We start from the raw sequence: 25,746 nt of genomic DNA, 5'->3' as shown, positions 1-25,746 counted from the left end.
AGAGGAGGATTACTACGATGAGGAAAAAACAATGGCGTTGGACTCGACGGGTTCCCGTCAGTCTGGGTGTGGCAGCCATCCTCGGTCTTGGCGCGAGCGCACGGGCTGAGGGCGGCCCCTTTGTCGGGTTGGAGCTGGGGGCGTCGGTTCCTACGAACAGCAACTATCGTGCGCACGCCGAAGCTGGAATTAGCGGGGGCGCCTTCCTGGGTTACATGTGGAACGATTACCTAGGGTTGCAAGGGAACCTTAGTGTGGCTGGCCAAGAACCGGACAACTTCCCGCGCCGCGGCTTTCGCAAGGAAAACCAGTGGACGAGCTTGCTCGGCTACACGATTGGTCCACGGGCCCAAATCCCACTGGGCGAGAACGTGGAAGTTTATGCCACCGTACAAGGAGGAGGATTTACTGGCCTGAGCGGCCGTTTGACCCAAACCTCACCTGGCTTCTTGGCTGGTGGCGGTGTGGACTACTACCTCAGCGACCACGTCGCCGTTGGAGTGTTCGGCCGGTGGAACCGTGCGTACCAAGCGCCTCGTCCTACATTCCTCGTCGGATTGGCTCCGGAAGATCAGGGACCTGCAGACGCGCGTTGGGCAGTGGGTGGCATCACGATGAAGTATCGATTTGAGGCACCGGCAGCGCCGCCTCCTCCTCCGCCGCCCCCGCCCGTAGCGCAGGCGGCTCCTCCGCCACCGCCCCCGCCGCCCGCAAAAAAGAAGATCGTGTTGCGTGGTGTAAATTTCGACTTTGACAAGGCGACGATCCGACCCGATGCAGCCCGGATTCTCGATGAGGCGGTGGCCACCCTCAAGGCCGAGCCTGATGTCGATGTGCTAATTGTAGGGCATACGGACAGCGTGGGATCGGAAGCTTACAATCTCAGGCTGTCGCAGCGGCGCGCTCAGGCGGTGCGGGACTACTTGGTAAAGCATGGCATTGCCCCGGCCCGCCTTCGGGTAAAGGGCATGGGTGAAGCCCAGCCGGTGGCCAGCAACGAGACGGCCGAGGGACGCGCACAAAACCGCAGAGTCGAACTCTTGGTGGAGTAGTCGGAGCACTTCCTGGGCTCAAAGTTGCTAAGCAGTAGCAAGAGGGCGCTGCGCGAAAACGCAGCGCCCTCTTTGCATTTGCTCAGCGCGTTGATTCGGCGAGAAAGCCTCTCGCGTGTTGTGCTTGGGGATCCCGAATCCCAAGTTCCAGAGCACGCTGAAAGTGACGTCGGGCCGACTCGCGGTCGCCGAGCAGAGCCGCAACCTGTCCGTAGCCAAAGTGCACTTCCGGATCGTAAGGGCTCAGCGCCAGCGCACGTCCAAACCAGCTTTGGGCCTCGAGCAATTGACCACGCCTGGCTGCGTCAGGCAACGCCTCCGCACTCTTCAAGATCGCAGCCCCCAGGTTGTACGCTGCATCGGCAGTTGGCTGCTGCGCGTAGGCTTTGCGATAGTACTCCCCCGCGGCCCCGTAATCGTGACGGAGGAAGGCCACAGTCCCGAGATTGCTGAAGATGCCATAAAGGCCCGCAGGAGAATTCCGCCGTTCGAGCGCCTGCAACAACATCTTTTCTGCCTCAGCATGGTGCCCCCGTTCGAGAAGGGCGGCGGCCAGGTTCCGCAGGGGGAACCCCTCTTTAGGGTTTTTGGCCGAGGTGTCCTGCCACAGCGCGACGTCGTTTTGCCAAACCCTGCTGCGACTAACGGTGGTTACCGCAAAACTGGCAAAGACCGCGACGACCAGGGCAACGAATGCCGTGCGGGTGATCCCTGAGAGACCTTGCGCCAAGCGCACGATGCCCTCGCCCACCAGCCAACTGAACGCAACCGAGGGAACGTACAGGTATCGCTCGGCGAGCTGTGCGTTTGAACTGCTGAGCAAAAGGGCCAGCGAGGGTAGCAGCGTGAGCCAAAACCAGGCAGCGCAAAACAGCCAGTATTCGCGACGCCAATGCAGGGCGGCCCGCATCAAAGCGAACGTGGCAGCAAGGCCCACGAGGGCGAGCGCCGGGTAGGTCGCGTGCTGCGGCACCTCAGCCACAAACGCGTTTTGTGGAAACGGGCACAAGACCTTCCAACTGTACCAGCCGAGTGCGGCAGGGAACAGAACTGGCGGTGGAAGCGAAACCTCCGGGGTGAGGAGGCGGTAATTCGCCAAGCCAAAAACACGCAGCACGGCGTACGCAAGAGACGCCGCCAGCACCGCGGTAGAAGTTTGAAGCACCTTGCGATGCCCCTGCTGGGGTAGACGGCTGTCTCGCCCACGCCACCACGCGGCGAGTGGTAGTAAACAGATAGCGGCAACGGCGTTTTCTTTGCTCAGCAGGGCAGCCAGCACAAGAGCTGCAACTGCAGCCGCGCCAACAAAAGGCAGGGGTCGTGGCGACAGAACCAAACAAAGTGCGGTCAGCATGAAGGTGGCAACCATCGGATCAGGCCGTGCCGCCATCCAAGCTACCGACTCGGTATGAATAGGGTGAACCGCGAACAGCAGTGCAGCGACGAAACTTGCGCGTGCGGCAAAAGGCTCGCCACGCCAGAGGCTCAGCCCAACGATGTACACCAGAGTGGTGGCAGCAACGTGCCACAGCACAGAAGAAAGGTGGAACGCCCATGCTCCGCCGCCGCCGATGGCACGATCGAGTTTGTACGACAGGAGCTGGAGCGGACGATAATAGTCAGGAGGAAACTGCGGGATATGCGCGGGTGGAAAAAACACCGCGGTCACCGAGTCGAGTGCCGGAAGCCAACGGTGGACGCTTATCGGATCATCCCAAACGAGCTCGTAACCCAGCGTTGGCGCATAAAGAATCCCAGCCACGAGAGCGACCACGGCCGGAGGGAGCAACGAAGAGCGGCGGGTGGCAGCAGTTCCGGCGCCTGTCGTTGTTAGCCCCCTGACACGTCTCGCTCCGTGCTTGCTCGCGCCGGCTGCGGGCGACCGATCTAACCTCACGGCCCCTCGGAACAGACCGCGGCTTGAGGAAGTTTTGCTTCGCTGAGGTTGCCAATCGCGACCAGATGAACGTCCTCTGGGTGGAGATAGCGCTGCGCCACGCGCTGTACGTCCTCGCGGGTCACAGCTCGGATGCGTTGCATGTATTGCTCGATATAGTCTTGACCAAGCCCGTAGAACTCCACTTGCGCAAGGAACGCAGCAATCTTCGTATTGCTGTCCAAGCGCAAGGGAAAGCTCCCCGTGAGGTATTGTTGCGCGTTCGCCAGCTCGTCTTCACTGACAAGGTCCGATTGGATCCGGCGGAGCTCAGCGCACGCGCGACGAATGGCGTCTCCAGCGGAGGCATTCTTCGTTTGCATGGTGATTTGGAATGTGCCCGCCGATTTGTGCGCAGTGAACTGACTCCCGACCGAGTACGCAAGCCCTCCCTCTACCCGCACGCTTTCGACCAACCGGGAGGTGAAACCGCCGCCGCCGAGGATGAAATTCATCACGGTAATCGCGTAAAAATCTGGGTTGTCGCGTGCTACGCCGCGGTGACCCATGACGATGTTGGTTTGCGTCAGAGGCTTATCGAGAGTGAATACCCTGGAGCTCGCGTTAGAAAACGTTGGCTCCGGAAAGCCCGCAACTTCCTGGGCGCGCCAGCTCGAAAGGGATTGCTCGAAGCGCTGCACAATCTTGGCTGTTTCCACATCGCCTGTGACGGCGATTACCGTTCCATTCGGACGATAGTAGCGGCGGTAAAAGTCAACAACGTCGCTGCGGGTCAGCCGCTCCACGCTGACGCGCTCCCCAATGGGTGGGTGACCGTAGGGACTAGGTCCAAAGATTAACCGCAGGAAGTTCCGGTACGCCAACTGGCCTGGATTGTCTTGTTCCGCCGCAATTGCCGCCAAGGCCGCTTGCTTGCGGCGATTTACTTCAGCACTCGGAAACGAGGGTTGCAGCAGAATCTCGAAGAGAATGTCCAGCCCGCGATCGAGATACTTGCTCAGCACAGTTAGCGACAACTGCGCAAAGTCAACGTCGGCGCTCGTGGAGAGGCGAGCACCGAGGGCATCGGTTTCCTCGCTGAGCTGAACGGCAGAGCGCTTCTTGGTGCCCTCAGTGAGCAAATCCGCAGTTAGCGAAGCCAGCCCCTCTTTGCCCGCTGGGTCGCGCCGGGATCCAGCTTCGACGAACATCTGCACCACGACCATGGGGACGCTGTGCTGTTCGGAAACGAGCAGCACAGCTCCGTTGGAAAGCTGGTGCCGGCTGAACGAAAGCTGAGCAGCGAAGGCCAGAGCCGGGATCAGCGCGCCAAGCACCGCGGCCGGAAGCAGCGGCGTGAGTCGAGCATTGCGCAGGGTTCGCGGGAGTATCGAGGTGCTCACGGTTGCGGTCCTCGCCTAGTGGAGCTGCCGGCCAAACGGCTCGTTTCGCGGTGGTCGTTTCCCCGCCGCTATGGGTAACGGGTCTAGCGTGGCGACCGTTCGGTTGTCGGGCACTAGGTATTGTCGGGCGACGCGTTGCACGTCCTCAGCGCTCACCGCGCGAATGCCCGGAACATAGTCGTCCACCCGTTGCCAGCGCTCGGCAATCTCGTATTGCCCGAGAACAAGGGCTTGGTAAAAGAGCGAGTCTTGTGCGAGTAAGAACGCAGCTTCGAGCGCGTTCTTCACTTTCTCAAGCTCCGTGGTAGGCACGGGGCCCCGTTGGACCGATTCGATCTCGGCTAGCAGTGCACGTTCGAGTTCCTGCACGCTTTTGCCCGGCATGGGTTGGCCGTACACGTAAAATAAGCCGGGATCGATGGTCAGAAAGTCGTAATGCGTGCCCACACTGCGAGCGAGCTGTCGTTGGTAGACCAAGCGGTGGTAGAGGCGCGAACTTTTTCCGTCTCCGAGCAGGCTTGCGAGAACCTCGAGGGCAAATGCATCGCTGTGCCGAAGATTGGGCACGTGAAACGCCAACGCCACCATGGGAAGTTCCGCCGGACGGCGCAAAGTTGCCCGTCGTTCACCTTGTTGCGCTGGCTCCTGAGCGCGAACGGGTGGCGGTGCTGGTTTCGCTGGAACAGGACCAAACCAGCGTTCAATATCCGCGCGCAGTTGTTCGGCTGAAAAATCGCCCACTGCCACCACGAACGCGTTGTTGGGGGCGTAATAAGATCGGTAGTACGCCAGCGCGTCCTCGCGAGTTGCCTGTCGCAAGTCGTTCATCCACCCAATGATCGGCCACTGATAGGGGTGCGCGGTAAAGGCGGTGGCCGAAAGGAGCTCAAAGAGAGCGGAAGCAGGGTTGTCCTCGGTCCGGAGCCGTCTTTCCTCCACAACCACTTGATGCTCGGGCACGAAATGCTCCTCGTCGAACTTGAGGTTTTCCATCCGATCCGCTTCCAAATCGAGAACCACATCTAGCCGATCTGACGCGATGGTGGCGAAGTAGGTGGTGTTGTCGGTGTCCGTAAATGCATTCTCGTTGCCGCCGTTCCGCTGGATAATACGCGAGTACTCCTCCGGTCCGCGCTTCTCGGTGCCTTTGAACATCAAGTGTTCGAGCAAGTGCGAGAGCCCGGTCTTGCCGAGTTCCTCATTCCGCGAGCCGACGCGATACCACACTTGGAACACCGTCACCGGAGCCTTGTGGTCTTCGAGGAGCAGCACTTTGAGCCCATTGGCTAACGTGTACTCTTGTACGCGACTGCTGTACGAGAGGTCGCGCGCCAAGGCGGCGAGTGGTGAAGCCAGCAACACTACGCCAAGGATGAACCACGAAAGCATGGAACGGCCGCGTTAGCAGCGCCTACCGGCCATGACAACGACATCGGCTTTGGAAGCTGTGCCTCGGTGTCCGCCACTGCCCGGTACACATCGTCCTGAAGTTGACGCGATAAGCGCGCGAGGATCCGACTCACCCCGGCCACGAACGCGTCGGGCGAATTGCAGGCGACGGGCTCGCTTTCCTCGTACACTCGCTGGAAGCGCACGGGATCCGAAACCCCGCTGCGTAAGCTTTGCAAGCTGGCGTGAAGCACCAGGGAGGCGCGGCAACCAGACGAATCGATTTCTTCCTCGAAGCGATCGACCCGAAGGTCGAGTTGGTAGTCGGCAACCAGAACCGAGGGCCCCTGCTGCACGGCGCGATAGAGGCCGCTCACGGTAAAGTCGCGAACAAAAAAATCCGTGAGCAACTGCCCCGGGGCCGTTGCCCAGCGGTGGTAGTAGTAATAGCCGATGCGATAGGGGCCGCGGCGGTAGGCAAACGGCTCACGATCGTAAATGGCCGCGACGCGCACCGGAGCCAAACGCAAAACCACGGGAAGGCGCTCATGTTGCATTTGTGGCGGCGGGTAGTCCGGGCGATAGTCCCGCGGTGCCGGCGCAACAGGGACGAGCGAAAGGCAACCAGCGGTCCCCAAGATTGCCCACGCCAAGCCCGCCAGACGCGTGGCGCTCATCGTTCCTCCTCGGTGTCCGTTGGCGGGGCGCTGAACAGCAGGCGTGAAGGCTGCACCCGGAGTTGGTCGGTTAAGCCTTGCAGGTTGGTCGCCGTGCGGTCGAGGCGCTCTAAGGTATACTGCATGGTGAGCACCGCCTGCTGTGTGCTTTGCACTAACGCGTTGAGCTGCACGATCGCGCGCACGAGCTCCTGTCCCGTCTTGCCCTTGGTCAGGTCGGTGAACAGTTGCTTTGCCTCGGCAGTCGCGGCCGTGGCGTTGTTCACCGCCGGTGCCAGTCGCACCCCGGCCGTCATCGTTTCTAAATTTTTGGCGACTTGCTGCGCCGACTGGGTGGCTGTCTTTAAGTTGGTGAGGACTGCATCGATGCGTTCGTCTTGGAGAAGCGCAGACGCTGCTTGGAGCGCGCGCCGAGCATCGTCGGAAATTCCCTTGTAATCGACCTGCATGAATCGGTCGTAAACATCGCTCAGCGCTGCCTGTATGGCCTTAAAGCTCGAGCGGGCCGACGGGATCACTTCCGCAGGTGGAGCGAAGCTAAGGACTGGGGATTGGTTCAAGGCCTCCCCTTGACGCCGGTCAATCTCCACGTAGCGGAGACCCGTAATGCCGCTCAGCTCTAACGTGGCCCGCGCGGTGGGATCTTTGCGGATCGCTTGCGCGACGGCGGGATCGATTTCCATGCGCACCTCGATCAGTTCATTGTCCGGCGCAATGCCGATGGCCGACACCCTTCCGGCCGTGACTCCCCGGAACTTGACCGCCGCCCCGACATCGAGCCCCTGTACGGACTCGTTGAAATATGTCACGAAACTCTCGGTCTTCTCGAAGTACCGACTGGCTCCGAGCCAAATGATGCCTGCTACGCCGATGATCGACGTCGCAATTACAAACACACCGACTTGAAACTTGTGCGTCTCAGTAGCCAACGGCCGCCCTCCTTGTTGTTGTTTCGGGCTGGCGATTGAAGAAAGCACGCACCCGAGGGTCCGGGCAACGATCGCGGAGCTCGCGTGGGTCGCCCTCGGCAATGATACCCTTGGCACTGCGATCGAGCATAATGCAACGCTGAGCGATGGTGAAAATGCTCGACAACTCGTGCGTAACCGCAACGATGGTTGTGCCGAGGCTACGGTTGATTTGCAAAATGAGCTCGTCGAGGTCGGCGGATGTGACCGGATCGAGGCCGGCAGAAGGCTCGTCGAAAAAAAGAATGGCGGGGTCCAGCGCCATGGCGCGAGCTAACCCGGCCCGCTTCTTCATTCCGCCGGACAATTCCGCAATGCGGAAGTCTTCGAAGCCATCAAGCCGCACCATGCTGAGTTTCAACCGCACAACCAGTCGAATGAGTTCCGGTGGTAAAGCCGTAAACTCCTCGAGTGGCAGGCTCACGTTTTCCCCTAAGGTGAGCGACCCGAAGAGCGCACCAGATTGAAACAAAACGCCAAACTTCCGTTGAATTCGCCGTAACTGCTCCTCATCGGCGCGCCCCACCTCTTCCCCATCAATCCAAATCGATCCTGCCGCCGGCTTTTGCAAACCAATGAGATGGCGAAGCAGGGTGGTTTTTCCGCAGCCCGAGCCGCCGACGATGACGAACCGCTCCCCACGCCGAACCTCAAAGGAAACATTCTCCAGAATTACCCGCTCTCCGTACGAAGCGGTGAGGTTTTGCACCGCGATGACGACGTCCGTTGCCATGCCGGCCTCACCAGTAGTGGAAAATCACGGTGAACACCGCGTCAGCGAAAATGATCAGGAAAATCGCCGCCACGATTGCAGAGGTCGTGATGCGTCCCACACTCTCCGCACCCGTGCTGGCTTGAAATCCACGAAGGCAACCGATCCCCGCAATGAGTACGGCAAAAGCCACAGTTTTGATTAGCCCGGAGATGACGTCCCACGCAGTGACAGCGGTGCGCAGTTGCCGAAAATACACCTGTGCCGGAAGATCCATCCCCCCCACCGCGACCACCAACCCACCTAGAATTCCCACGAGATCGGCCACAATTGTCAAACAAGGTAACATCAGGACCAACGCCACAACCTTGGGAGTGACCAAAAAACGAGTGCGATCTAGGCCCATGGTAGTCAATGCATCGACTTCGTCGGAAACCTTCATGGTACCGATCTCCGCGGCGAAGGCGGCGCCAGAACGCCCAGCGGCGATGATGGCCGTCATGAGTGGTCCTAGCTCCCGGGTAATTGAAAGCCCCACCAAGTTGGCGACGAAAATGTCGGCACCGAACTGGGTCAGTTGGATCGCCGCTTGGAACGCGGTGATGAGCCCCATGAGGAAGCTAATGAGAACAACGATGGGCACGCCGTCCACGCCCGTTCGCTCCATGTAAAGCCAGGTTTCCCGCCAGCGGACTTTTCTCGGATGGCGCACGGCCTCCGATAAACCGAGCACAAGCTCGCCAGTGAAGCTGATCAGCTCGTAGGCATCGGCAAGCACCTTGAGAGCCCCTTCCCCAACCTTCACGGCGAAACTCTTCGGTGGCTCTCGTGGTGGTTCCGCAAAGATTGCACCTTCATCGATCAGGCCCAGTAAACCGTTGATGGCCGGCGTGGACGCGACGATTTTGAGATCGCCGCCGCGCGCGCGAAGCTCGTGGCGGAGCGCCAGCACCACGGCGCCGCCCGCACTGTCGAAATAGGGCACCTGTGACAGGTCGAGCTCCACGAGTCCGTTGAACCTCTCCACCGCGTTGCGCGCCGCCGCCAGTAGCGAAGGTGCGCACGCCATGTCCATGCGCTGCGCAATCCTCATGCGTATGACGCCGTCGCGTTTCTCGATGCTCACTGGCGCCGCGCTCACCGTCTCGACTTGCATTGCCGCGAGATGCTGCAAGCGAATCCACGGTGGGTTCGCAAGGCGCAGCGAGCCCGTTTTTTTAACGCTCGTTAGCGTCGCTCGCCCAACCAAAGCGCATCCCGTAGGCTGGAGCACCGCTCAGGCGCGGCCTTGGGAGAAGCGGCAAGAGAGTGGCTTCAGGGGTCGGCGGTGTGAGAACGCGGGGCAGTACGAATCCGAAGCGGATTACGGCGTGCCTACTCACGGCTGACAGGCTGGGCGGGGAAAGGGCCGCGAGAGGGCACCAATGTCGGCTCGACCGTTCAGGTAAAGTTTCGCTTGACGCGCGGACGCTTTTCCCCTTAAGGTTGCCGGCGTGTCTCGGGCGCTTGCCACAGCCTGCTTGGTGATTCTGGCAGTATCGAACCTGCAACTGCAGCACAGCTGCGCGCAGGCCAGTTGCGAGCGCATGTCCCGGTCTTCGATCAGGGCGCATCGCTGCTGCGGCGAAGCGCAGTGGAAGGCCGCCTGCTGCTGTGGACAAGAGCGTTCCGAACCGGGTTCCAGCTCGTCTGTTTCAGAGCGACCTCAGCTGAGGTTAACCTCCACGTCTGCTCCTTTGGTGCCGCACGGGCCGAGCCTCGAGACGAACAGCATAAGCTCTGCTGGCTTTGGCAGAGTGCACTTCACGCCTGTCTCTCAACGCGTACGGCTGTTGCTTTGACGCACTCCCGCCCGCCGCACACTCGTAGTGTGTCTGGCGTGGCTCCCTCCGCCTCGTGGCAATTTGTGAGGACCTTCGTTGTGGGAGGAGTGCGTCATGGAGTATCGAACTGTTGCGTCCACATTGCTTTTGCTGTTGGCTTGCCCTGGCTGCCTGTTACTGCCTGCCGGCTTTGAACAGCAGCGGCAGCGCAGTGAGCAGGCCGCGGCACGCGATCGAGAGTATCTACCTGAGCGACCGCTGCCGTCGCTCGACGCCAAAACCGACTTGGAGACACTGACTGAGTACGCGTGGCGGGCGAATGGGGAAATCAGGGCTGCTTTGCTCGACTGGGTGGCAGCGGTTGAGCGCGTACGGGATCAGTCGGGTTACCCGAACACCAACCTTCATCTGGCACTTCAGGCTATGTGGGCCAATGGGGACCCGGATTGGAACGATGTGACTTGGAGTCTCGGCAACGACCCGATGACGAATTTGGCCTTGCCATTCAAGGTCGCGGAAGCCGGCCGCGTGGCACTTGCGGAGGCCCGTCGCGCGGAGGCGGAATTCCACGCACGGCGACTGGCTTTGCGGGAGCAGGTCGCAGAGCGCTTCTTTGCATGGGTTTCGGCGCGTGAGCGTGCTCGCCTTGCCCGTGAGAAAGCTCAGTGGCTCGCCCGCGCGGAGGAAAGCGCTGCGGCGTTGTTTGCCGCTGGCCTCGAGAGCCAGGCCGATTGGCTCGCAACGCGGACTGCCCGGATCGAGGCAGAAAACGAGGCCGAGAACCTCAGCGCTGAAGTTGAGGAATCCCGCCGCCGGTTGAACGCTCTCCTCGGGCGGCCAGCGGATGCCATACTCGGTCCTCCAGCGCCGAATACGTTTGCCGCCGAGCCGCCCGCGGCTGTGCGCAATTTTACCCAAGCCCTGAATCTGCCGAATCCCGAGTTGGCCGGATTGCGTGCGGAAGTCGCCCGTCGGGAACACGCTCTCGCTTTTGCCCGGCTGCAATTCTTCCCCGATATCAACCCGATGATTGCAATCACAGGGGACGTAAGTCGAGCCGTCGGTGCCGGTTTCGTACTGCCTTTGACTTGGCGGAAACTGCAGGCCCAGGTGGCGGCTGCAGAAGCACTCGTTGCTGCCAGTCGCGCCCAGCTTCAGCAAGGCGAGCGCAACCGGGAAAGCGAAGTGGCCGCTGCCCTAGTGGTGTTTCAAAACGCCGAAAGGCAACGCCGGTTGTGGTCCGAGGTGCTGCTCCCACAGTGGCGCTTACGCTGCGACACGTTGCGCCGCGGGTACGAGGCTGGACGCGAACCCCTAGGTGCCTGGGTCGACGCGGAGGTGGCGCGGCTGGAGGGAGAGACCGTTCTCGTAGAACTGCTCGCCTTGCGAGAGCAGCAGGCGGTGCGGTTGCAAAACCTGCTGGGCCAGGACCCGGAGTGGCTTCGGCTGACGGAAGCGGAGGCTAGCGATGTGGCGCGCTAAACGATGGCAGTGTTCCAAGAGATGGGACGTTGTCGTTGTTGGATGGGTTTCGTCTGTGGCCCTGTTCGCGGCGAGCGGCAACATCACAGCAGGCGGTGAAGAAGTCCACATTGCCACCGTCACGCCTGCGGCAGAGTCCGTGCGAAGCGCGTCGAGAACGCCCCAAGCAGGTTCGCCACAGACGTTGTGGACGTGCTCGATGCACCCCCAGGTTGTCCGCGACCAACCGGGCAACTGTCCAATTTGCGGCATGCAACTGACACCGCTTGGGTCGCGCAAGGAGGTGGCCAAGCGAGAGGCGGGGGAGCGCAAGATCAAATACTGGTGGGATCCGATGATGAGTCCCCCGTACATTTCCGACCGGCCGGGAAAAAGTCCCATGGGAATGGATCTGATCCCGGTCTACGAAGACGAAGTGGTGGCGGGGCAGGTAATCGTCATCGATCCCCGGCTCGAACAAAACATGGGGCTGCGGGTCGAAGAGGTGCGCCGAGGACCGTTGCGCACCAGCGTGCGCGCCTACGCGCAGGTGCGCGAGCCGGAGTCGACGGTGCGTGAATTCAGCTTGCGGGTGAGTGGCTGGATTGTTCGCTTGTACGCCAATTACACTGGTGCCCACATGGCCAAAGGAGCGCCGCTCCTTGAACTTTACAGCCCAGAGCTGCAGACCGCAGTTGCCGAGTGGATCGCTGCCGTTTCTGCTCCTGGGGCAACGCCGAGTGTGCGTGCCGCCTCGCGGCGGAAGTTAGATCTACTCGGGTTGGAGGCGGCACAGATCGATGCGCTGAGCCAGCTGCGGGAACCTCCGCCAACAGTGACGTTCCGTGCTCCGTACAGCGCTCACGTGGTGGAAAAGCTTGTGAACGAGGGCGTGCGCGTGGAAGCGGGCCAGCCGCTGCTGCGGCTAAACGACCGCTCGCGCATGTGGCTGGATGCCGAGGTGTACGAGCAGGATCTGTGTGCCGTGCGCTTAGGACAGAGCATTGAAGCGCGCATCCTTGCGCTCCCAGGCCGGGTATTTCATGGGACCGTCACTTTCATCCACCCGCACGTCGAGGGCCCGGCCCGAACCATCGTTGTCCGGAGTGAGCTCCCGAATGACGAGGGGCTACTCCGCCAGGGCATGGCTGCAACGGTGGTGATTTCGGGAGAAATCCTACCTGAAGCGGTGCTTGTTCCGCGCGAGGCCGTGATCGACACGGGAGAGCGCAAAGTGGTTTTTGTCGTGACGGATCCGGGCCACTTCGAACCGCGTACGGTCGAGACCGGTCCGGCTGGAGCGGATGGCCTCGTTAGCATAGTTAGCGGCCTAGCACCTGGGGAGCGGGTTGTCGTCAGCGGGCAGTTTTTGCTCGACGCAGAAAGCCGCTTGCGAGAGGCGGCGCGCAAATTTGTTCGTCCCGCGCAGGAGGCAGGGAGTCATGGTCGCCACAGTCATTGAATGGAGTGTGCGTAACCGCTCGCTCGTTGCGCTTCTCGGCGTGGCTGTGGCGGCGCTTGGGGTTTGGAGCGCTCGTGTTCTGCGGCTCGATGCGATTCCGGACCTTTCCGACGTACAGGTCATCGTGGTCACGGAATACCCTGGCCAGAACCCGACTGTCGTGGATGATCAAGTGACCTATCCCCTCGCCACAGCCATGCTGTCCGTGCCGGGGTCGACCGATGTGCGCGGGATCAGCATGTTCGGCCTTTCCTTCGTTTACGTGTTGTTCGAGGATGGCACCGACCTTTACTGGGCGCGCAGTCGGGTGTTGGAGTACCTAAACTACGCGCGCGACCGGCTACCCCGCGGCGTGGAACCGAAGCTCGGCCCGGATGCCACCGGCGTGGGCTGGGTCCTGCAATACGTGTTGTTTCCCGGCTGGTACTGTAAAGAGCATCCGCGCGGCATCTGGCGCGACGCGCTGGAAGACCGTTGGTACGCCAAACTGGAGGATGCGCCGCCGGGCCGTCGCTCGCACCTCGAACGTGTGCGGGGCTTCGAAGAGCCGGGGGTCTGCCCAGTGGATGGCAGTCCCCTCATCGGTGCTGACCAGGATCTCGCCGATCTCCGAAGCCTTCAGGACTGGTTCCTCCGCTATCCGCTTGCCGCAGTGGAGGGAGTGGCCGAGGTGGCTTCGCTCGGCGGTTTTGTCCGACAGGTGCAAGTGACTGTCGACCCCCACGTGCTTCATGCCTATGGTGTTTCGGTCGACGACATCGTGCGCACCGTCGAGCGCTCGAATAACGATGTCGGCGGGGCGGTGGTGGAACGTGCCGAGCACGAATACATGGTGCGCAGCCGCGGCTACGTGCGGCTGGGTGAACTTGCCGACCTTGAAAACAGCGCAGTGGGCACCGCACCAAACGGCGCCCCAATTCTCTTGCGGCAAGTGGCGCGCGTCGAGACCACGGGCGAGATGCGCCGCGGAGTCGGCGAGTACAACGGGCGCGGCGAGGTCGTAGGCGGCATCGTGGTGGCCCGTTTCGGTGAGAACGCTTACAAGGTGATTCGCGACGTCAAGCGGCGTTTAGCCGAGTTAGAGGAAGGTCTCCCGCCAGGTGTCTTCCCGATCATCACGTATGACCGCTCGGCGCTCATCGAGCGCGCCGTCGACACACTGCGCGAGGCACTGTTGGAGGAATTGGCAGTTGTCGTGGTGGTGTGCGCGCTGTTCTTGCTGCATGTGAGGAGCGCCTTGGTGGTCGTGCTCGTGCTGCCCTTGGGGCTTTTAGCTTCGCTGGCCGTGATGCAAATGCTCGGCATGAACGCCAACATCATGAGCCTAGGGGGATTGGCGCTCGCCATCGGGGTGATGGTCGATTCGGCCATCGTCATGGTGGACAATGCTCATCGGCATTTGAGTCTCGAGACTGCGCGTGTGGCGGGTGGAGGTGAGCCGCGCGGCCGTGTGGACATCGTGCTCGAAGCGGCCAAAGAGGTGGGGCCGAGCCTCTTCTTTTCGCTGCTGATTATTACGTTGTCCTTCCTGCCCATTTTCACACTGGGCGAGCAGTCGGGACGGCTCTTCAAACCGCTCGCCTACACGAAGACCTTTGCCATGGCAGCAGGGGCGTTACTCGGGATCACCCTGGTGCCGGTGCTGATGGTCTGGCTCATCCGCGGGCGGATCCTCCCGGAGGAGCGAAATCCATTGAACCGCTGGTTAATTCGGCTGTACGAACCGACGTTCTGGGCGGCTTTGCGTTGGCCGTGGCTGACGGTTGCTCTGGTTATTTTGATTGGCCTCTCCACGTTGTACCCGTTGAGCCAACTCGGGGAAGAGTTCATGCCAGCCCTGGACGAGGGGGATCTTTTATACATGCCGACCACCGAGCCGAGCATCAGTGTCACGAAGAGCCGAGAACTGTTGCAGCAAAGTGACAAGCTGCTGCGCCTCTTCCCGGAGGTGCGCACGGTGCACGGAAAAATCGGCCGCGCGGAGACTGCTACCGACCCGGCGCCTCTCTCGATGATCGAAACCGTGGTGCAGTTACACACCGACCCGGCGCAGTGGCGGACCCGGCCCGTTCGCTACTTCTTCAGCGACTGGCCGGCTTGGCTCAAGTGGCCACTCACCGCGACGTTTTGGCCGGAACAACGGCGGATCACGACAGAGGAACTCAAGCTTGGCTGGACCGATCCCGACGGTACGCGTCACCCCGGGTTGAACGAAGTCGTGCACTTTCCCGGCGTCGCCAACGCCTGGCCCTATCCGATCGAGAACCGGATCAACATGCTGACCACCGGGATCAAAACCCCCGTGGGGGTGAAGATTCTCGGTGCCGATCTGGCCGTTCTCAATGAGCTCGCCGAGCGCACTGCGGTGGTTCTGCAGGAGCGTGTGGCGGGAACGTTGAGTGCCTATCCGGAGCGTACCGTGGGGGGCTACTACCTCGATCTCGAGGTGCGACGCGAGGAGGCGGCGCGTTACGGCCTGACCGTGGCCGATGTACAGGATGTGATTCAGACCGCGATTGGCGGCCGGGAGGTCAGCACAATCGTGAGCGGGCTCGAACGCTACCCGATCGTTGTTCGCTACGCCCGGGAATTGCGCGATGATCCAGAGTTGCTGCGGCAGATTTTGGTTAGGACTCCATCGGGGCAAGCCATTCCGCTGGGGCAGCTCGTGGACATCTCCGTTCGTCCTGGCCCCTCAATGATTCGTAGCGAAAATGGCCAGCGCACCGCGTGGGTTTATGTGGACATGGCCGGGCGCGACCTCGGTGGATATGTGCGGGAGGCCAAACGGATCGTTGCCGATGAAGTTCCGCTGCCGCAGGGATATAACCGCGTGTGGTCGGGCCGCTTCGAGTATTTACAGAAGGCCAACGAGCGCTTGATGTTGGTTGTGCCGCTGACGCTGCTGGTGGTAGTGGTGCTCCTTTACATCGCCAACGGGAGTTGGTTCCGTGTCGCGGTCGTTCTGCTCGCAGTACCGCTCAGCCTCGTCGGTGCGTTCTGGCTATTGTGGCTCCTTGGCTACAACTTGAGCCTTGCGGTGTGGGTGGGAATCATCGCGCTGTTGGGACTGGATGCGGAAACGGGCCAAGTGATGCTCCTTTACCTTGAGAACAGCTACAAAGCGCAAATGGCCGCGGGTAAACTGCAGACGCGCGCGGATCTTCTGCAAGCGATTCACGCCGGAGCCGTGCAGCGCATCCGCCCCAAATTCATGACGGTGGCGACGGATTTATTGGCCCTCCTGCCCTTGTTGTGGGTAACCGGAACCGGGGCGGAAGTCACTCGGCGTTTGGTGGCGCCTCTAGTCGGGGGAATCGGAGTCAGTTTCGTCATGGAGCTGCTGGTGTATCCGGTGGTGTTTTACCTCGTAAGGCGTCGAGGCTTGGCGCCCGCGTGAACGTCGAGAGACGCCGAGGAGTAGTTGCGAATGAGTGAACAAGAGCTGACGTTCGGACACTGGCGGGGGGTCGACCCCGTTTGCGGAATGAAGGTGGACCTTGAGCAGCCCAAGGGCGGCACGGCAGACTACCGCGGTTTTCGTTTCGGCTTCTGCAATCCCCGCTGTCGGGAGCGTTTTGTCGCCCAACCTGAGAGCTATTTGTACGCCACCGATCCAGTGTGCGGCATGCGGGTACAACGAGGCGCGGCGGCCGGTGGCTGGGTGGAACGGGTTGGGAAGACCTACTGGTTCTGCAGCGCCTCTTGCCGAGAGCGTTTTCTCGCGGAGGCGCCTTCAGCGCCAACCGCCGCAGAGACTGTGGAGTACACTTGCCCGATGCATCCGGAAGTGCGCCAGCTCGGGCCTGGTGCGTGTCCGAGCTGTGGAATGGCCCTCGATCCCTTGTCCGGCGCTGCGGAAGGTTACGAGGCCGAGCTTGCTGACCTGCAAAGGCGCCTTGTCGTCGGCGCGATATTCGCCCTTCCAGTGGTCTTGTTGGCGATGTGGCCGATGGTGAGGAGTGGTGCCAGTTTTCCATTTCTCGGCGCCCGCATTCAGCACTGGGTCGAGCTGGCCCTAGCGACTCCGGTGGTTTGGTATTCTGGTTGGCTGTTCCTCGAGCGTGCTTGGGTTTCGGTGCGAATGCGCTCGCCCAACATGTTCACGCTGATCGGCCTCGGCGTCCTTGCCGCATGGTCGTATAGCGTCGTGGCCACTGCAGTCCCGAGCATCCTGCCGGCGGCGGCCCGGGGTCACGGGGGGCACGTGCCGGTGTACTTTGAAGCGGCTGCAGCCATCGTGGTGCTGGTATTGTTCGGGCAGGTGTTGGAAGTGCGTGCGCGGCGACGAACTGGCGCAGCGCTGCGTGCGTTGCTGGCCTTGATGCCCGCCACCGCCGTCCGTTTGGAGGCAGATGGGAGCGAACGGGAGGTGCCGGTGGCGGAGGTGCGTGTCGGTGACGTGTTGCGCGTCCGCCCCGGGAGTAAAATCCCCGTCGATGGTGTCGTCATCGAAGGAGAAACCGTCGTCGACGAGTCGATGCTGACCGGAGAATCGCTGCCGGTGGAAAAGAAGGTCGGGACGCGTGTTGTCGGGGGCACGTTGAACGGTAGTGGAAGCATCCTGATGCGAGTGGAACGGGTTGGCGAGGCGACCGTGCTTGCGCAAATTGTCCGACTGGTCCAGGAGGCGCAGCGCACTCGCGCCCCAATTCAACGCCTCGCGGATCGCGTGGCAGGTGCGTTTGTCGTCGGGGTGTTGCTGGTGGCGTTGGTCACGTTCGTCGCCTGGGTCGTGGTTGGGCCTGAGCCGCGGCTTGCCCACGCGTTGGTGAGCGCCGTGGCCGTGCTCATCATTGCCTGCCCGTGCGCGCTCGGCCTTGCAACGCCGATGTCGATCATGGTGGCGAGAGGGCTTGGTGCGCAGGTTGGCGTGCTGATCAAGAACGCGGAGGCGTTGGAGGTGTTGGACCGCGCCGATGTTTTGCTCCTCGACAAAACGGGCACACTCACGCTCGGAAAGCCTCAAGTCATGCAGGTGGAAGCTTGCGGCAAGCTTTCCCCGGAGGAGGTGTTGCAGGTCGCGGGCAGTCTGGAACAGGCGAGCGAGCATCCCTTGGCGAAGGCGGTGGTGGAGGCGGCACGAGAACGCAACGTCCGCTTATCGACCCCCGTGGATGTCCGCGTGGATGCGGGGGGTGGCTTGGTGGGGAAGGTGGACGGCAGAGAAGTGTTAGTGGGTTCGCAAGCGTTTTTGGAAAGGGAGCGAGTCGTAGGCTTGTGTGCAATCGAGAACCTCATTGAGAGTTCTCAAGAACAAGGGGCTGCGTTGGTGTTGGTGGCCGTCGAGCGGCAATTGGCAGGGGCGCTGGCCCTCGTCGATCCAATCCGGGAATCCGCCGAGGAGGCGGTGCAGGGCCTCCGCGCCGAGGGCGTGCGCCTCGTCATGCTGACGGGGGATCATCGCAAGGCCGCAGAGCGTACCGCGCGGTTGTTAGGCATCGAAGACTTTGTCGCCGAAGTATCGCCAGCCGATAAGGCGCGCTGGGTCGACGAATACCGCACCAAGGGTCATGTGGTGGCCATGGTGGGCGATGGCATCAACGACGCTCCTGCCTTAGCCCGGGCTGATGTGGGGATGGCGATTGCCTCAGGGACGGATATCGCCGTCGCCAGTGCTAGCGTGGTCTTGTTGCATGGGGACCTGCGGGGTGTGCTCCGCGCCCGTCGGTTGAGCCGGGCGACGATGCGGAACGTGCGCCAGAACTTGTTCCTCGCGTTTGTGTACAACGCGGCAGCGATCCCCGTTGCTGCGGGCGTGTTGTACCCAAGTTGGGGACTGTTGCTGGACCCGATAATCGCAGCGGCGGCGATGAGTTTCAGCTCCGTGTCGGTGATCGCCAACGCCTTGCGGCTTTATCGAGTATCCCTGTAATCTCGCCGACGAGTGGCCTAAGGCGTTGCCGGAACGATCTTAAAGACCTCCCCACCCAGGTCGGCGATATAAAGCTCCCCGCGCGCATCCTCGCCAAATGATGCAACCTGATCGATGGAAACGCCGCTACTCTCGAGCTCAGCCGTGTGGTCCTGGTGGTCCGTAGCCACGCCACTGACGACTCGGAACGACCGCACAAAAGCGGTGCAAAAATCGGCATAGAAATATCGTCCGCGTAGGTCAGGCATCTTACAGCCGCGGTACACGTAGCCGCCTGTCACAGAGCACCCCTGAGAGTGATCGTACTCGTGAATCGGCTGGGTGAGCCCGGTTTGGTCACACGTGCTGCCTGATGGGAAGCAGTGCGCGTTGCCTTCGACGATGTTCCAGCCATAATTCTCGCCCCCGGGAGAGCTGGCGGGCTGGAAGTTAATTTCCTCGAAGCGGTTTTGGCCCACATCCGCAATGTACAAATCCCCTGTGATGCGGTCGAAGCTGTAGCGCCACGGATTGCGGAGCCCGAGGGCCCAAATTTCGTCGAGCGGTGGCCCTGCCCCGACAAAAGGATTTGTCGGCGGCACCGCATAGGGAGCAGCATGATCGACGTCGATGCGCAGCATTTTCCCCAACAGGGTTGCCGGGTTCTGACCATTACCTTGAGGGTCGCCGGCGCTCCCCCCATCGCCCAAGCCGATATAAAGATACCCGTCGGGCCCGAACGCGAGATGCCCACCGTTATGGTTGGCGTACGGCTGAGAAACTTGCAGGATCACCTGAACTGGCGTGGGGTCAGCAATGTCGGGGTTGGAGGAGACTCGATACTCCGCAACCACCGTGTTGCCCGCGGTGTCCGTGTAATTGATGAAAAAGCGCCCGTTGTCGGCGTACTGTGGGTGAAATGCGAGGCCAAGCAAACCTTGCTCGCTTCCGCTGGAGACGAGCGCGGAGATGTCGAGGAAGGGAGTGGGGAGCAAGGCTCCCCACTTGAGAATGCGAATGCGCCCGGTTTTCTCCACGATGAACAGCCGGCTCACGTCGCGGGGAGGAGCGGTGAGTAACAGTGGCCGGCTCAAACCACTGGCAATGCGCTCCGCTCGGATGGCCGTGCCGGGTACGGGAACCACGCCAGCGCACACGTCATTGCACGCACCACCTTCGATTTGGCAGGTAGGAGAACAGTTGTCGCCGCCGGTGGTGTTCCCGTCGTCGCACTGCTCACCCGGCTCGAGTACACCATTGCCGCAGGCAGCCGTGGTGCACACGTGGGTGAACCCGCTTCCAATCAAGGAGCTGTAGGGGAGGCCAGTGGGCAGGAGAGCCTGTCGCGCAGTGCAAGCCAGCCGGGCAACCGTGTCGCTCGGACAAAAGCTTTGCACCCGCTGGGCCCGGAGGTTTGGAATTCGATTGTTAGGCGTGCAACTTCTGCCTTGCGGCAACTGGCGGACCAAACAATTGCGAGCCGCGAGAATGACCGCGGAAACGTATTTGGCTGAGGCGCTCGCACAGGTTTCTACGGCTAGGGCGCGGCCCGGAAGCGCCGCTAGGGACAGAAGAAGCCATTTGACCGGTCTCATAACCCCTCCACGCTCGACTGGCGAACTTACCCTACCACGGGGAAATGCGGCAACGAAGCAGATTTCTCACCGCGCAAACATCAACCGCGAACTAACGGCGCAGGCACAGGAACGAGCTAGGGCTTGGCAGGCATGCTTCGTCGGGCGGGAAGAGGAAGCTGTTCAGCAACTCCGCGGAATGTGGGTATTTTCCCCGTTCGCTGGAAAACACTGCCCAGACGAGGTGCGCGTTAGCCTGCGCTGTTTGCGTGGCGGTGACGCAACCTTCCCCAAAGGGCCGGAGTTCTGGTGGCGGACTGTGGCCCACCGGAGGCGCCAACGCGTGGGAAACTCGCCCACGAGTGGCTTTCTCTTAGCCAGAGAGGAGCCGCTTTAGGTACGGTATGCTGAGTTGAAGCGAACGTACTCTTCGGTGAGGTCGGAACAAAAACGCAACGCCTGAGCGGATCCCGCGCGGAGGTCGACAGTGAGCCGAAATTCCGAGCGAGCCGCGATGGCCTGGGCTTGGCCCTCGACTTGAGAGACCAGTTCGACCCCACGATCGACGACCAACAGGTCATCGAGGTAAATGCGAATCCGGGACGGGTCAAATCGTGCACCACTGTAGCCCAAGGCACAGACGACGCGCCCCATGTACGGGTCACCGCCGTAAAAGGCAGCCTTGCATAGGGGAGATCTCGCGATCGCGTCGGCCGCACGCTCGGCGTCCGCTTTGGTCTGCGCACCGCGAACCACCACGTCGATGATTCGCGTCGCTCCTTCTCCATCGCGCACGACCATGCGAGCGAGTTCGCGTGCGACTTCCGTTGCTGCTTGAGCAATGGCACCAAATGCTGGCGATCGTGGCGCAATCGGGGCCAGGGAGGCGACACCGCTGGCGAGGAATGCCACGGTGTCGTTGGTGCTCGTGTCGCCGTCCACGACCGCCGCGTTGAAAGACTCGGGCAAGACGGCGCGAAGCAGCGCGCGCAGCGCATCGCGTGTGAGCGGAGCGTTCGTGAAGAGAAACGCCAGCAAGGTTGCATGGGGTGCCAGTGAGAGGCGGGGAGCGATCATGCCGGCACCTTTCGCCATTCCGGCGACGACAACCTCTTGGCCCGCCAGAGGCACTGTGCGGGTCGAAAATTTCGGGAACGCATCAGTCGTCATGATGGCCGCAAGAGCGCTGTGAAAGCCGTCGGGCGATAGCGACTGACAGGCCGCGCGGATGCCGCTTTCCACGCGATCCATTGGCAGGGGCACGCCAATGCGCCCGGTGGAACAGGGGAGCACCTGAGCTGCAGGCACACGTAGGTGCTGTCCCACGAGGCGACACATCGCGCGCGCAGCCTTAATTCCGGCAGCCCCTGTGAAGGCGTTCGCATTCCCGCTGTTCACCACGATCGCACGTAAGCGCCCCGCGCGCGTGTGCTCCCGGGCAATTTGCACCGGGGCTGCCTGCACGCGATTGCTGGTGAAGGCGGCTGCCACAGCGGCAGGCCGTTCCGCATAAATAACGGCGAGGTCGGGCTTGCCGCTTTCCTTGATGCCGCAGGAGACCCCGGAGAACAAGAATCCGGGTATGCGAATGGGGGTCGTGGGAAGGTCGACTTTCATGACGCGATCCAGTCAAGTGCCGCGCGGCTTGGCTCGCTAGCGAAAAACACGGCCGGCAACCGCAAGTTAGGCCCCGTGGCACTTCTTGTACTTCTTGCCGCTCCCGCACGGGCAAGGGTCATTCCGCCCCACCTTCGGTCCGGCGGCGGAAACCGCGGCTGCGGCTCGGCGCGTGGGCGCGGCGGCCACAGGCTGAGCCAACCCCCCGCCGCTCATTACCAGCCGTGCCGGTTGTGGGCGGCGCTGCCGTTCGAGCTGCTCCACGTCCTCTTCGCGGGCGATTTGCACGGTGAAGACCTTTTCCACCACGTCGCGCTCGAACTGCGCCATCAAGTTTTCAAAGAGCTCGAACGCTTCCTTTTTGTACACCTGCAGGGGGTTCTGCTGGGCATAACCGCGCAACCCAATACCCTCTTTGAGGTGATCCATCGACAGCAGGTGGTCTTTCCAGAGTGTGTCGAGAGTTTGGAGCAAGACAATCTTTTCCAAATGCCGGAGCACGGGTGCGGTGAACTGCTGTTCTTTGGCCTCGTAGTGAGTATGCACGGCCTCGATGAGTCGGTTCTCCAGTTCCTGGAACGAGATGTTCTTGCGTTCCTCCGGAGAAAAATTCGGGCGGAAGGCAAAGGTCTTGAACACCGTGTCTTCGATTGCCTGCCAGTCCCACTCTTGCGGCGGAGTGTCCTTGTCGGCGTATTGTTCGGCAATTTCGGCCGCTACATTTTCGGCCATTTCGAGGATGTCCCGTTTGAGGTTCTGTCGGGCGAGGATGTCGCGGCGGCGGGTGTAGATAATCTCCCGCTGCTGGTTCATGACATCGTCGTACTCGATCAAATGTTTGCGGATATCGAAGTTGTGAGCTTCGACCTTCGCTTGCGCGTTGGCAACGGCACGGGAAATCAAGCGGTGCTCAATCGGCTCTCCTTCCTCCATGCCCAGACGTGTCATGAGTCCTTGAATGCGATCGGCCCCGAAAATCCTCAGGAGGTCATCTTCGAGCGAGAGGAAGAATCGGGAAGCGCCTGGGTCACCCTGTCGGCCCGCACGGCCACGCAGTTGGTTGTCGATCCGGCGGCTTTCATGGCGCTCCGTGCCAATGATCATCAAGCCACCTGCGGCGACCACCTTTTCGCGCTCCTCGGCACAAACCTTGCGGTAGTGCGCGAGGATCTCCTCGTAGCGGGCGCGGAGCGTGTCCGGCGACTTTTCCATCTCCTCGCGTACGTCCTCCACGACCTTCGTGTATTTGCGCCGCATCTCCTCGTATTCGTGCTGCGCCTTGGCTACCGCTTCTTCGTAAGGCTTGCGGTGTTCGAGGTAGGCGATCTCCGCTTCCCGAAACTCGCGTTCGGTTTCCTCGTAGACGCGCCGCGCCTCTTCGAAGTTCGCTCCGTCGCCCTCGGTTTGTGAGAGCGCTTTTTGGATTGCGCGTTCATACTCCGACCGTGCCCGCTCGAACTGGGCAAGCGCGGTTTGTAGGCGGCTGCCGTTGCCAGTGCCGTTGCGGCTGACTTCTTCCAACGCTGCTTTGAGCTCGTTCAGGGCCCGAGAAAAGCGTCCTTGGCCTTCCTCGTCGAAGAACGGACCGCAGACACGGTCAATTTCCTGCAGCGCCTCGGCGTAGGCCGCAACTTGAGCCGTGCAGGCTTGCACGTCTGAGGGTGTCGGCTGCTGCGGCCAAGCAGATAACTGGCTGAGCATGGCCTGGCGCTCTTTCCAAAAACGAGCCTCGAGGTAGGCGCGGTGTGCTTCGGTGAGGCGATGTAACGCATCGGCTTGTTTGTCCTCGAAGGGCTTCCACAGTGGCTCATATTGCTTCCGTGCGCGCTCCACGGCTTCGTCGTAGGCATCGCGCAGTTTTTGGAGCACGTCTTCGTAGCGTTGGCCTGCCTGAGGGAGACCTTGGACGCGCTGCAGCCACTCGTTTTCCATGTCGGCGCGCGCCAGAAATTCTGGGTTGCCGCCGAGCAAGATGTCCGTGCCCCGGCCAGCCATGTTCGTGGCGATGGTGACGGCCTTGTAGCGCCCCGCCTGCGCAATGATGTTGGCTTCGGCCTCATGGTTCACGGCATTGAGGACGTTATGTTTGATGCCGCGCTGCTTGAGGAGTTTGGAAAGCCGCTCGGACTTCTCGACCGATACCGTACCGACGAGTACCGGTTGCCCGCGCTCGTGACACTCGACTACCTGTTCGACGACCGCGTTGAATTTTTCTCGCTCGGTTTTGTAGACGACGTCGGGATAATCCACGCGGATCATCGGCTTGTTCGGCGGAATCACGACCACATCGAGGTCGTAAATTTTCTTAAACTCGACTGCTTCCGTGTCCGCCGTACCGGTCATACCGGCAAGTTTCTTGTACATGCGGAAGTAGTTCTGGATCGTGATCGTCGCGAGGGTTTGGTTTTCCCGTTCGATCGGCACGCCTTCCTTGGCTTCCACCGCTTGGTGCAAGCCGTCGGACCACCGTCGGCCGGGCATCAGGCGACCGGTGAACTCATCCACGATGATGACCTGACCGTCCTTGACGATGTAGTCGACGTCTCTGCGGAAAATGGCATGCGCCTTGAGCGCCTGATTGACATGGTGCAGGATGTCGATGTGGCGAGGGTCGTAGAGGTTGGTAATCCCCAGCATGCGCTCGACCTTGGCGATCCCTTGTTCAGTGAGCACCGCAGTCCGTGCCTTTTCATCCACCCAGTAATCGCCCGTTTCTTCGGGTCGTTCGTCGGGACTTTTCTTCTCCTTGCGCTCGCCGCGCTGAAGCCGCGGGATGATCCGGTTGATCCGCTCGTACTTCTCGGTCGACTCTTCTGCTGGCCCGGAAATGATGAGCGGCGTGCGGGCCTCGTCGATGAGGATGTTGTCCACCTCGTCGACGATGGCGTAGTTCAGTTCGCGCTGGACGTACTCTTCCAGACTGAACTTCATGTTATCGCGCAGGTAGTCGAAGCCGAACTCATGGTTGGTCCCGTAGGTGATGTCCGCCAGGTATGCTTCCTTGCGCTCGATGGGGCGGAGGCTGAGGAAGCGGTAGTCGCGGACGACGTAAGCGGGATCGTACAAGTAGCTGGCCTCGTGGACGATGGAGGCAACGGAAACGCCGAGGAGGTGAAAGATCGGGCCCATCCACTGCACGTCGCGCCGGGCGAGGTAGTCGTTTACGGTCACTAAGTGGCACCCCCGGCCCGTGAGAGCGTTGAGGTACAGGGGAGCGGTAGCGACCAGAGTTTTGCCCTCTCCGGTTTTCATTTCGGCGATTGCCCCGCGGTGCAGGACAATGCCACCGAGTAACTGGACATCGTAGTGTCGCAAACCAATGGCGCGCTTGGCGGCTTCGCGGACCAGTGCGAATGCCTCCGGGAGGATTTCAAGCAACACGGCCTCTTCAGCCTCGCGCAGCCGCTTTTGCGCTGCACGGATCGCCTCGCGCAAACGGTCCTCTTCCTCGGGGTCTTCCACCGTCGGGGCTTCGGCGAGCGCCCGCTGCCGTTCCAAAAGCTCTGCGAGTTCGCGTCGCTCTTGGGCCGTATCGTCCTGCACACGCCGGCGGAACTCCTCGGTTTTGTTCCGGAGTTCTATGTTCGACAGCCTGGCCACTGAGTCTTCCAGTACATTGATGCGCTCGACGATAGGCCAGAGCCGTTTGAGCTCACGTTCGTTTTTCGTTCCAAAGATTTTTTTGATGAGGTTCAACATTGGTGTGTGTGGTCTCCGCTATTACCGACTCGTTTTCTCTATGCACCCCAACCTCCCTCCGCAAGCGACAGTGGTTTTGCCGCTGACTGCTGCTTTCGGGCTGTTTTCAGGTAGGACCGTCCGGGCGTTCGTCAGGAAGCGTCAATACGACCTGCAAGGCTAGCAGCGTCCGCCGCCTC

The 25,746-nt window shown here is 61.4% G+C and carries 15 protein-coding genes and 1 pseudogene; 5 read left to right on the top strand and 11 right to left on the bottom strand.

Translation table 11 applies throughout. From position 1 onward, the window contains the following. Positions 1-17: 17 nt before the first annotated feature. Positions 18-1,052 carry an OmpA family protein gene (locus tag N3C12_10615; protein MCX8072889.1) on the top strand — a complete coding sequence of 345 codons (1,035 nt, stop codon included), beginning with the start codon at positions 18-20 and terminating at the stop codon, positions 1,050-1,052. Positions 1,053-1,134: 82 nt separating this feature from the next. On the opposite strand, the gene N3C12_10610 is transcribed toward N3C12_10615, so the two are convergent. From N3C12_10610 to N3C12_10580, 7 genes are all read right to left on the bottom strand, one after another. Further along, complete coding sequence (locus N3C12_10610; protein ID MCX8072888.1) at positions 1,135-2,814, bottom strand: tetratricopeptide repeat protein; 1,680 nt, start codon at positions 2,812-2,814, stop codon at positions 1,135-1,137. Positions 2,815-2,945: 131 nt separating this feature from the next. Continuing rightward, positions 2,946-4,331 carry an insulinase family protein gene (locus N3C12_10605; protein MCX8072887.1) on the bottom strand — a complete coding sequence of 462 codons (1,386 nt, stop codon included), beginning with the start codon at positions 4,329-4,331 and terminating at the stop codon, positions 2,946-2,948. A 15-nt stretch (positions 4,332-4,346) separates the two neighbouring features. Continuing rightward, positions 4,347-5,720 carry an insulinase family protein gene (locus N3C12_10600; GenBank protein ID MCX8072886.1) on the bottom strand — a complete coding sequence of 458 codons (1,374 nt, stop codon included), beginning with the start codon at positions 5,718-5,720 and terminating at the stop codon, positions 4,347-4,349. Beyond that, complete coding sequence (locus N3C12_10595) at positions 5,693-6,397, bottom strand: PqiC family protein (protein MCX8072885.1); 705 nt, start codon at positions 6,395-6,397, stop codon at positions 5,693-5,695. The genes N3C12_10600 and N3C12_10595 overlap by 28 nt, the downstream gene beginning before the upstream one ends. Continuing rightward, entirely contained in the window at positions 6,394-7,326 is a 933-nt protein-coding gene (locus N3C12_10590; GenBank protein ID MCX8072884.1) for an MlaD family protein, read from the bottom strand. The genes N3C12_10595 and N3C12_10590 overlap by 4 nt, the downstream gene beginning before the upstream one ends. Next, positions 7,316-8,098, bottom strand: coding sequence for an ATP-binding cassette domain-containing protein (locus tag N3C12_10585; protein ID MCX8072883.1), 783 nt, complete (start codon positions 8,096-8,098; stop codon positions 7,316-7,318). The genes N3C12_10590 and N3C12_10585 overlap by 11 nt, the downstream gene beginning before the upstream one ends. A 7-nt stretch (positions 8,099-8,105) precedes the next feature. After that, complete coding sequence (locus N3C12_10580) at positions 8,106-9,233, bottom strand: MlaE family lipid ABC transporter permease subunit (protein MCX8072882.1); 1,128 nt, start codon at positions 9,231-9,233, stop codon at positions 8,106-8,108. A 781-nt stretch (positions 9,234-10,014) separates the two neighbouring features. On the opposite strand from N3C12_10580, the gene N3C12_10575 reads away from it, so the two are divergent. Genes N3C12_10575 through N3C12_10560 form a run of 4 tightly spaced genes read left to right on the top strand, consistent with a single transcriptional unit; the run spans position 10,015 to position 18,698 of the window. After that, entirely contained in the window at positions 10,015-11,382 is a 1,368-nt protein-coding gene (locus N3C12_10575) for a TolC family protein (GenBank protein ID MCX8072881.1), read from the top strand. Beyond that, a complete protein-coding gene (locus N3C12_10570) occupies positions 11,369-12,823 on the top strand; it encodes an efflux RND transporter periplasmic adaptor subunit (protein ID MCX8072880.1) in 1,455 nt (484 codons plus the stop codon). The genes N3C12_10575 and N3C12_10570 overlap by 14 nt, the downstream gene beginning before the upstream one ends. Continuing rightward, positions 12,804-16,223 (top strand): CusA/CzcA family heavy metal efflux RND transporter, encoded by a 3,420-nt coding sequence (locus N3C12_10565; protein ID MCX8072879.1) that lies wholly within the window; start codon positions 12,804-12,806, stop codon positions 16,221-16,223. The genes N3C12_10570 and N3C12_10565 overlap by 20 nt, the downstream gene beginning before the upstream one ends. A 30-nt stretch (positions 16,224-16,253) precedes the next feature. Beyond that, positions 16,254-18,698, top strand: coding sequence for a heavy metal translocating P-type ATPase (locus N3C12_10560; protein MCX8072878.1), 2,445 nt, complete (start codon positions 16,254-16,256; stop codon positions 18,696-18,698). Positions 18,699-18,715: 17 nt separating this feature from the next. Here the strand turns inward: N3C12_10560 and N3C12_10555 are convergent, their stop codons facing one another. The 4 genes and pseudogenes from N3C12_10555 to secA form a co-directional block, all read right to left on the bottom strand. Then, complete coding sequence (locus tag N3C12_10555) at positions 18,716-20,272, bottom strand: PQQ-dependent sugar dehydrogenase (protein ID MCX8072877.1); 1,557 nt, start codon at positions 20,270-20,272, stop codon at positions 18,716-18,718. A gap of 372 nt (positions 20,273-20,644) precedes the next feature. Further along, positions 20,645-21,868, bottom strand: coding sequence for a bifunctional glutamate N-acetyltransferase/amino-acid acetyltransferase ArgJ (gene argJ, locus N3C12_10550; protein ID MCX8072876.1), 1,224 nt, complete (start codon positions 21,866-21,868; stop codon positions 20,645-20,647). 66 nt (positions 21,869-21,934) lie between these two features. Next, the gene (locus N3C12_10545; GenBank protein MCX8072875.1) at positions 21,935-22,084 is read right to left on the bottom strand and encodes an SEC-C metal-binding domain-containing protein; all 150 of its coding nucleotides are present in this window, start codon (positions 22,082-22,084) and stop codon (positions 21,935-21,937) included. 78 nt (positions 22,085-22,162) lie between these two features. Further along, positions 22,163-25,567: pseudogene (secA, locus tag N3C12_10540) on the bottom strand (preprotein translocase subunit SecA). Between the last annotated feature and the right edge of the window lie 179 nt (positions 25,568-25,746).

Source organism: Candidatus Binatia bacterium, assembly GCA_026415395.1.
Classification (GTDB): domain Bacteria; phylum Desulfobacterota; class Binatia; order HRBIN30; family HRBIN30; genus HRBIN30.
Note: the sequence above shows the minus strand (reverse complement) of the source record. Positions and strands in the feature narration are given on the sequence as shown.

Bases quoted from the DNA above. Each gene is read 5' to 3' on its own strand.
- N3C12_10585 (MCX8072883.1), bottom strand. From the start codon at position 8,098: ATGGCAACGGACGTCGTCATCGCGGTGCAAAACCTCACCGCTTCGTAC.
- N3C12_10555 (MCX8072877.1), bottom strand. From the start codon at position 20,272: ATGAGACCGGTCAAATGGCTTCTTCTGTCCCTAGCGGCGCTTCCGGGC.
- N3C12_10560 (MCX8072878.1), top strand. From the start codon at position 16,254: ATGAGTGAACAAGAGCTGACGTTCGGACACTGGCGGGGGGTCGACCCC.
- N3C12_10545 (MCX8072875.1), bottom strand. From the start codon at position 22,084: ATGAGCGGCGGGGGGTTGGCTCAGCCTGTGGCCGCCGCGCCCACGCGC.
- argJ (MCX8072876.1), bottom strand. From the start codon at position 21,868: ATGAAAGTCGACCTTCCCACGACCCCCATTCGCATACCCGGATTCTTG.
- N3C12_10600 (MCX8072886.1), bottom strand. From the start codon at position 5,720: ATGCTTTCGTGGTTCATCCTTGGCGTAGTGTTGCTGGCTTCACCACTC.
- N3C12_10595 (MCX8072885.1), bottom strand. From the start codon at position 6,397: ATGAGCGCCACGCGTCTGGCGGGCTTGGCGTGGGCAATCTTGGGGACC.
- N3C12_10565 (MCX8072879.1), top strand. From the start codon at position 12,804: ATGGTCGCCACAGTCATTGAATGGAGTGTGCGTAACCGCTCGCTCGTT.
- N3C12_10615 (MCX8072889.1), top strand. From the start codon at position 18: ATGAGGAAAAAACAATGGCGTTGGACTCGACGGGTTCCCGTCAGTCTG.
- N3C12_10580 (MCX8072882.1), bottom strand. From the start codon at position 9,233: ATGCAAGTCGAGACGGTGAGCGCGGCGCCAGTGAGCATCGAGAAACGC.
- N3C12_10575 (MCX8072881.1), top strand. From the start codon at position 10,015: ATGGAGTATCGAACTGTTGCGTCCACATTGCTTTTGCTGTTGGCTTGC.
- N3C12_10570 (MCX8072880.1), top strand. From the start codon at position 11,369: ATGTGGCGCGCTAAACGATGGCAGTGTTCCAAGAGATGGGACGTTGTC.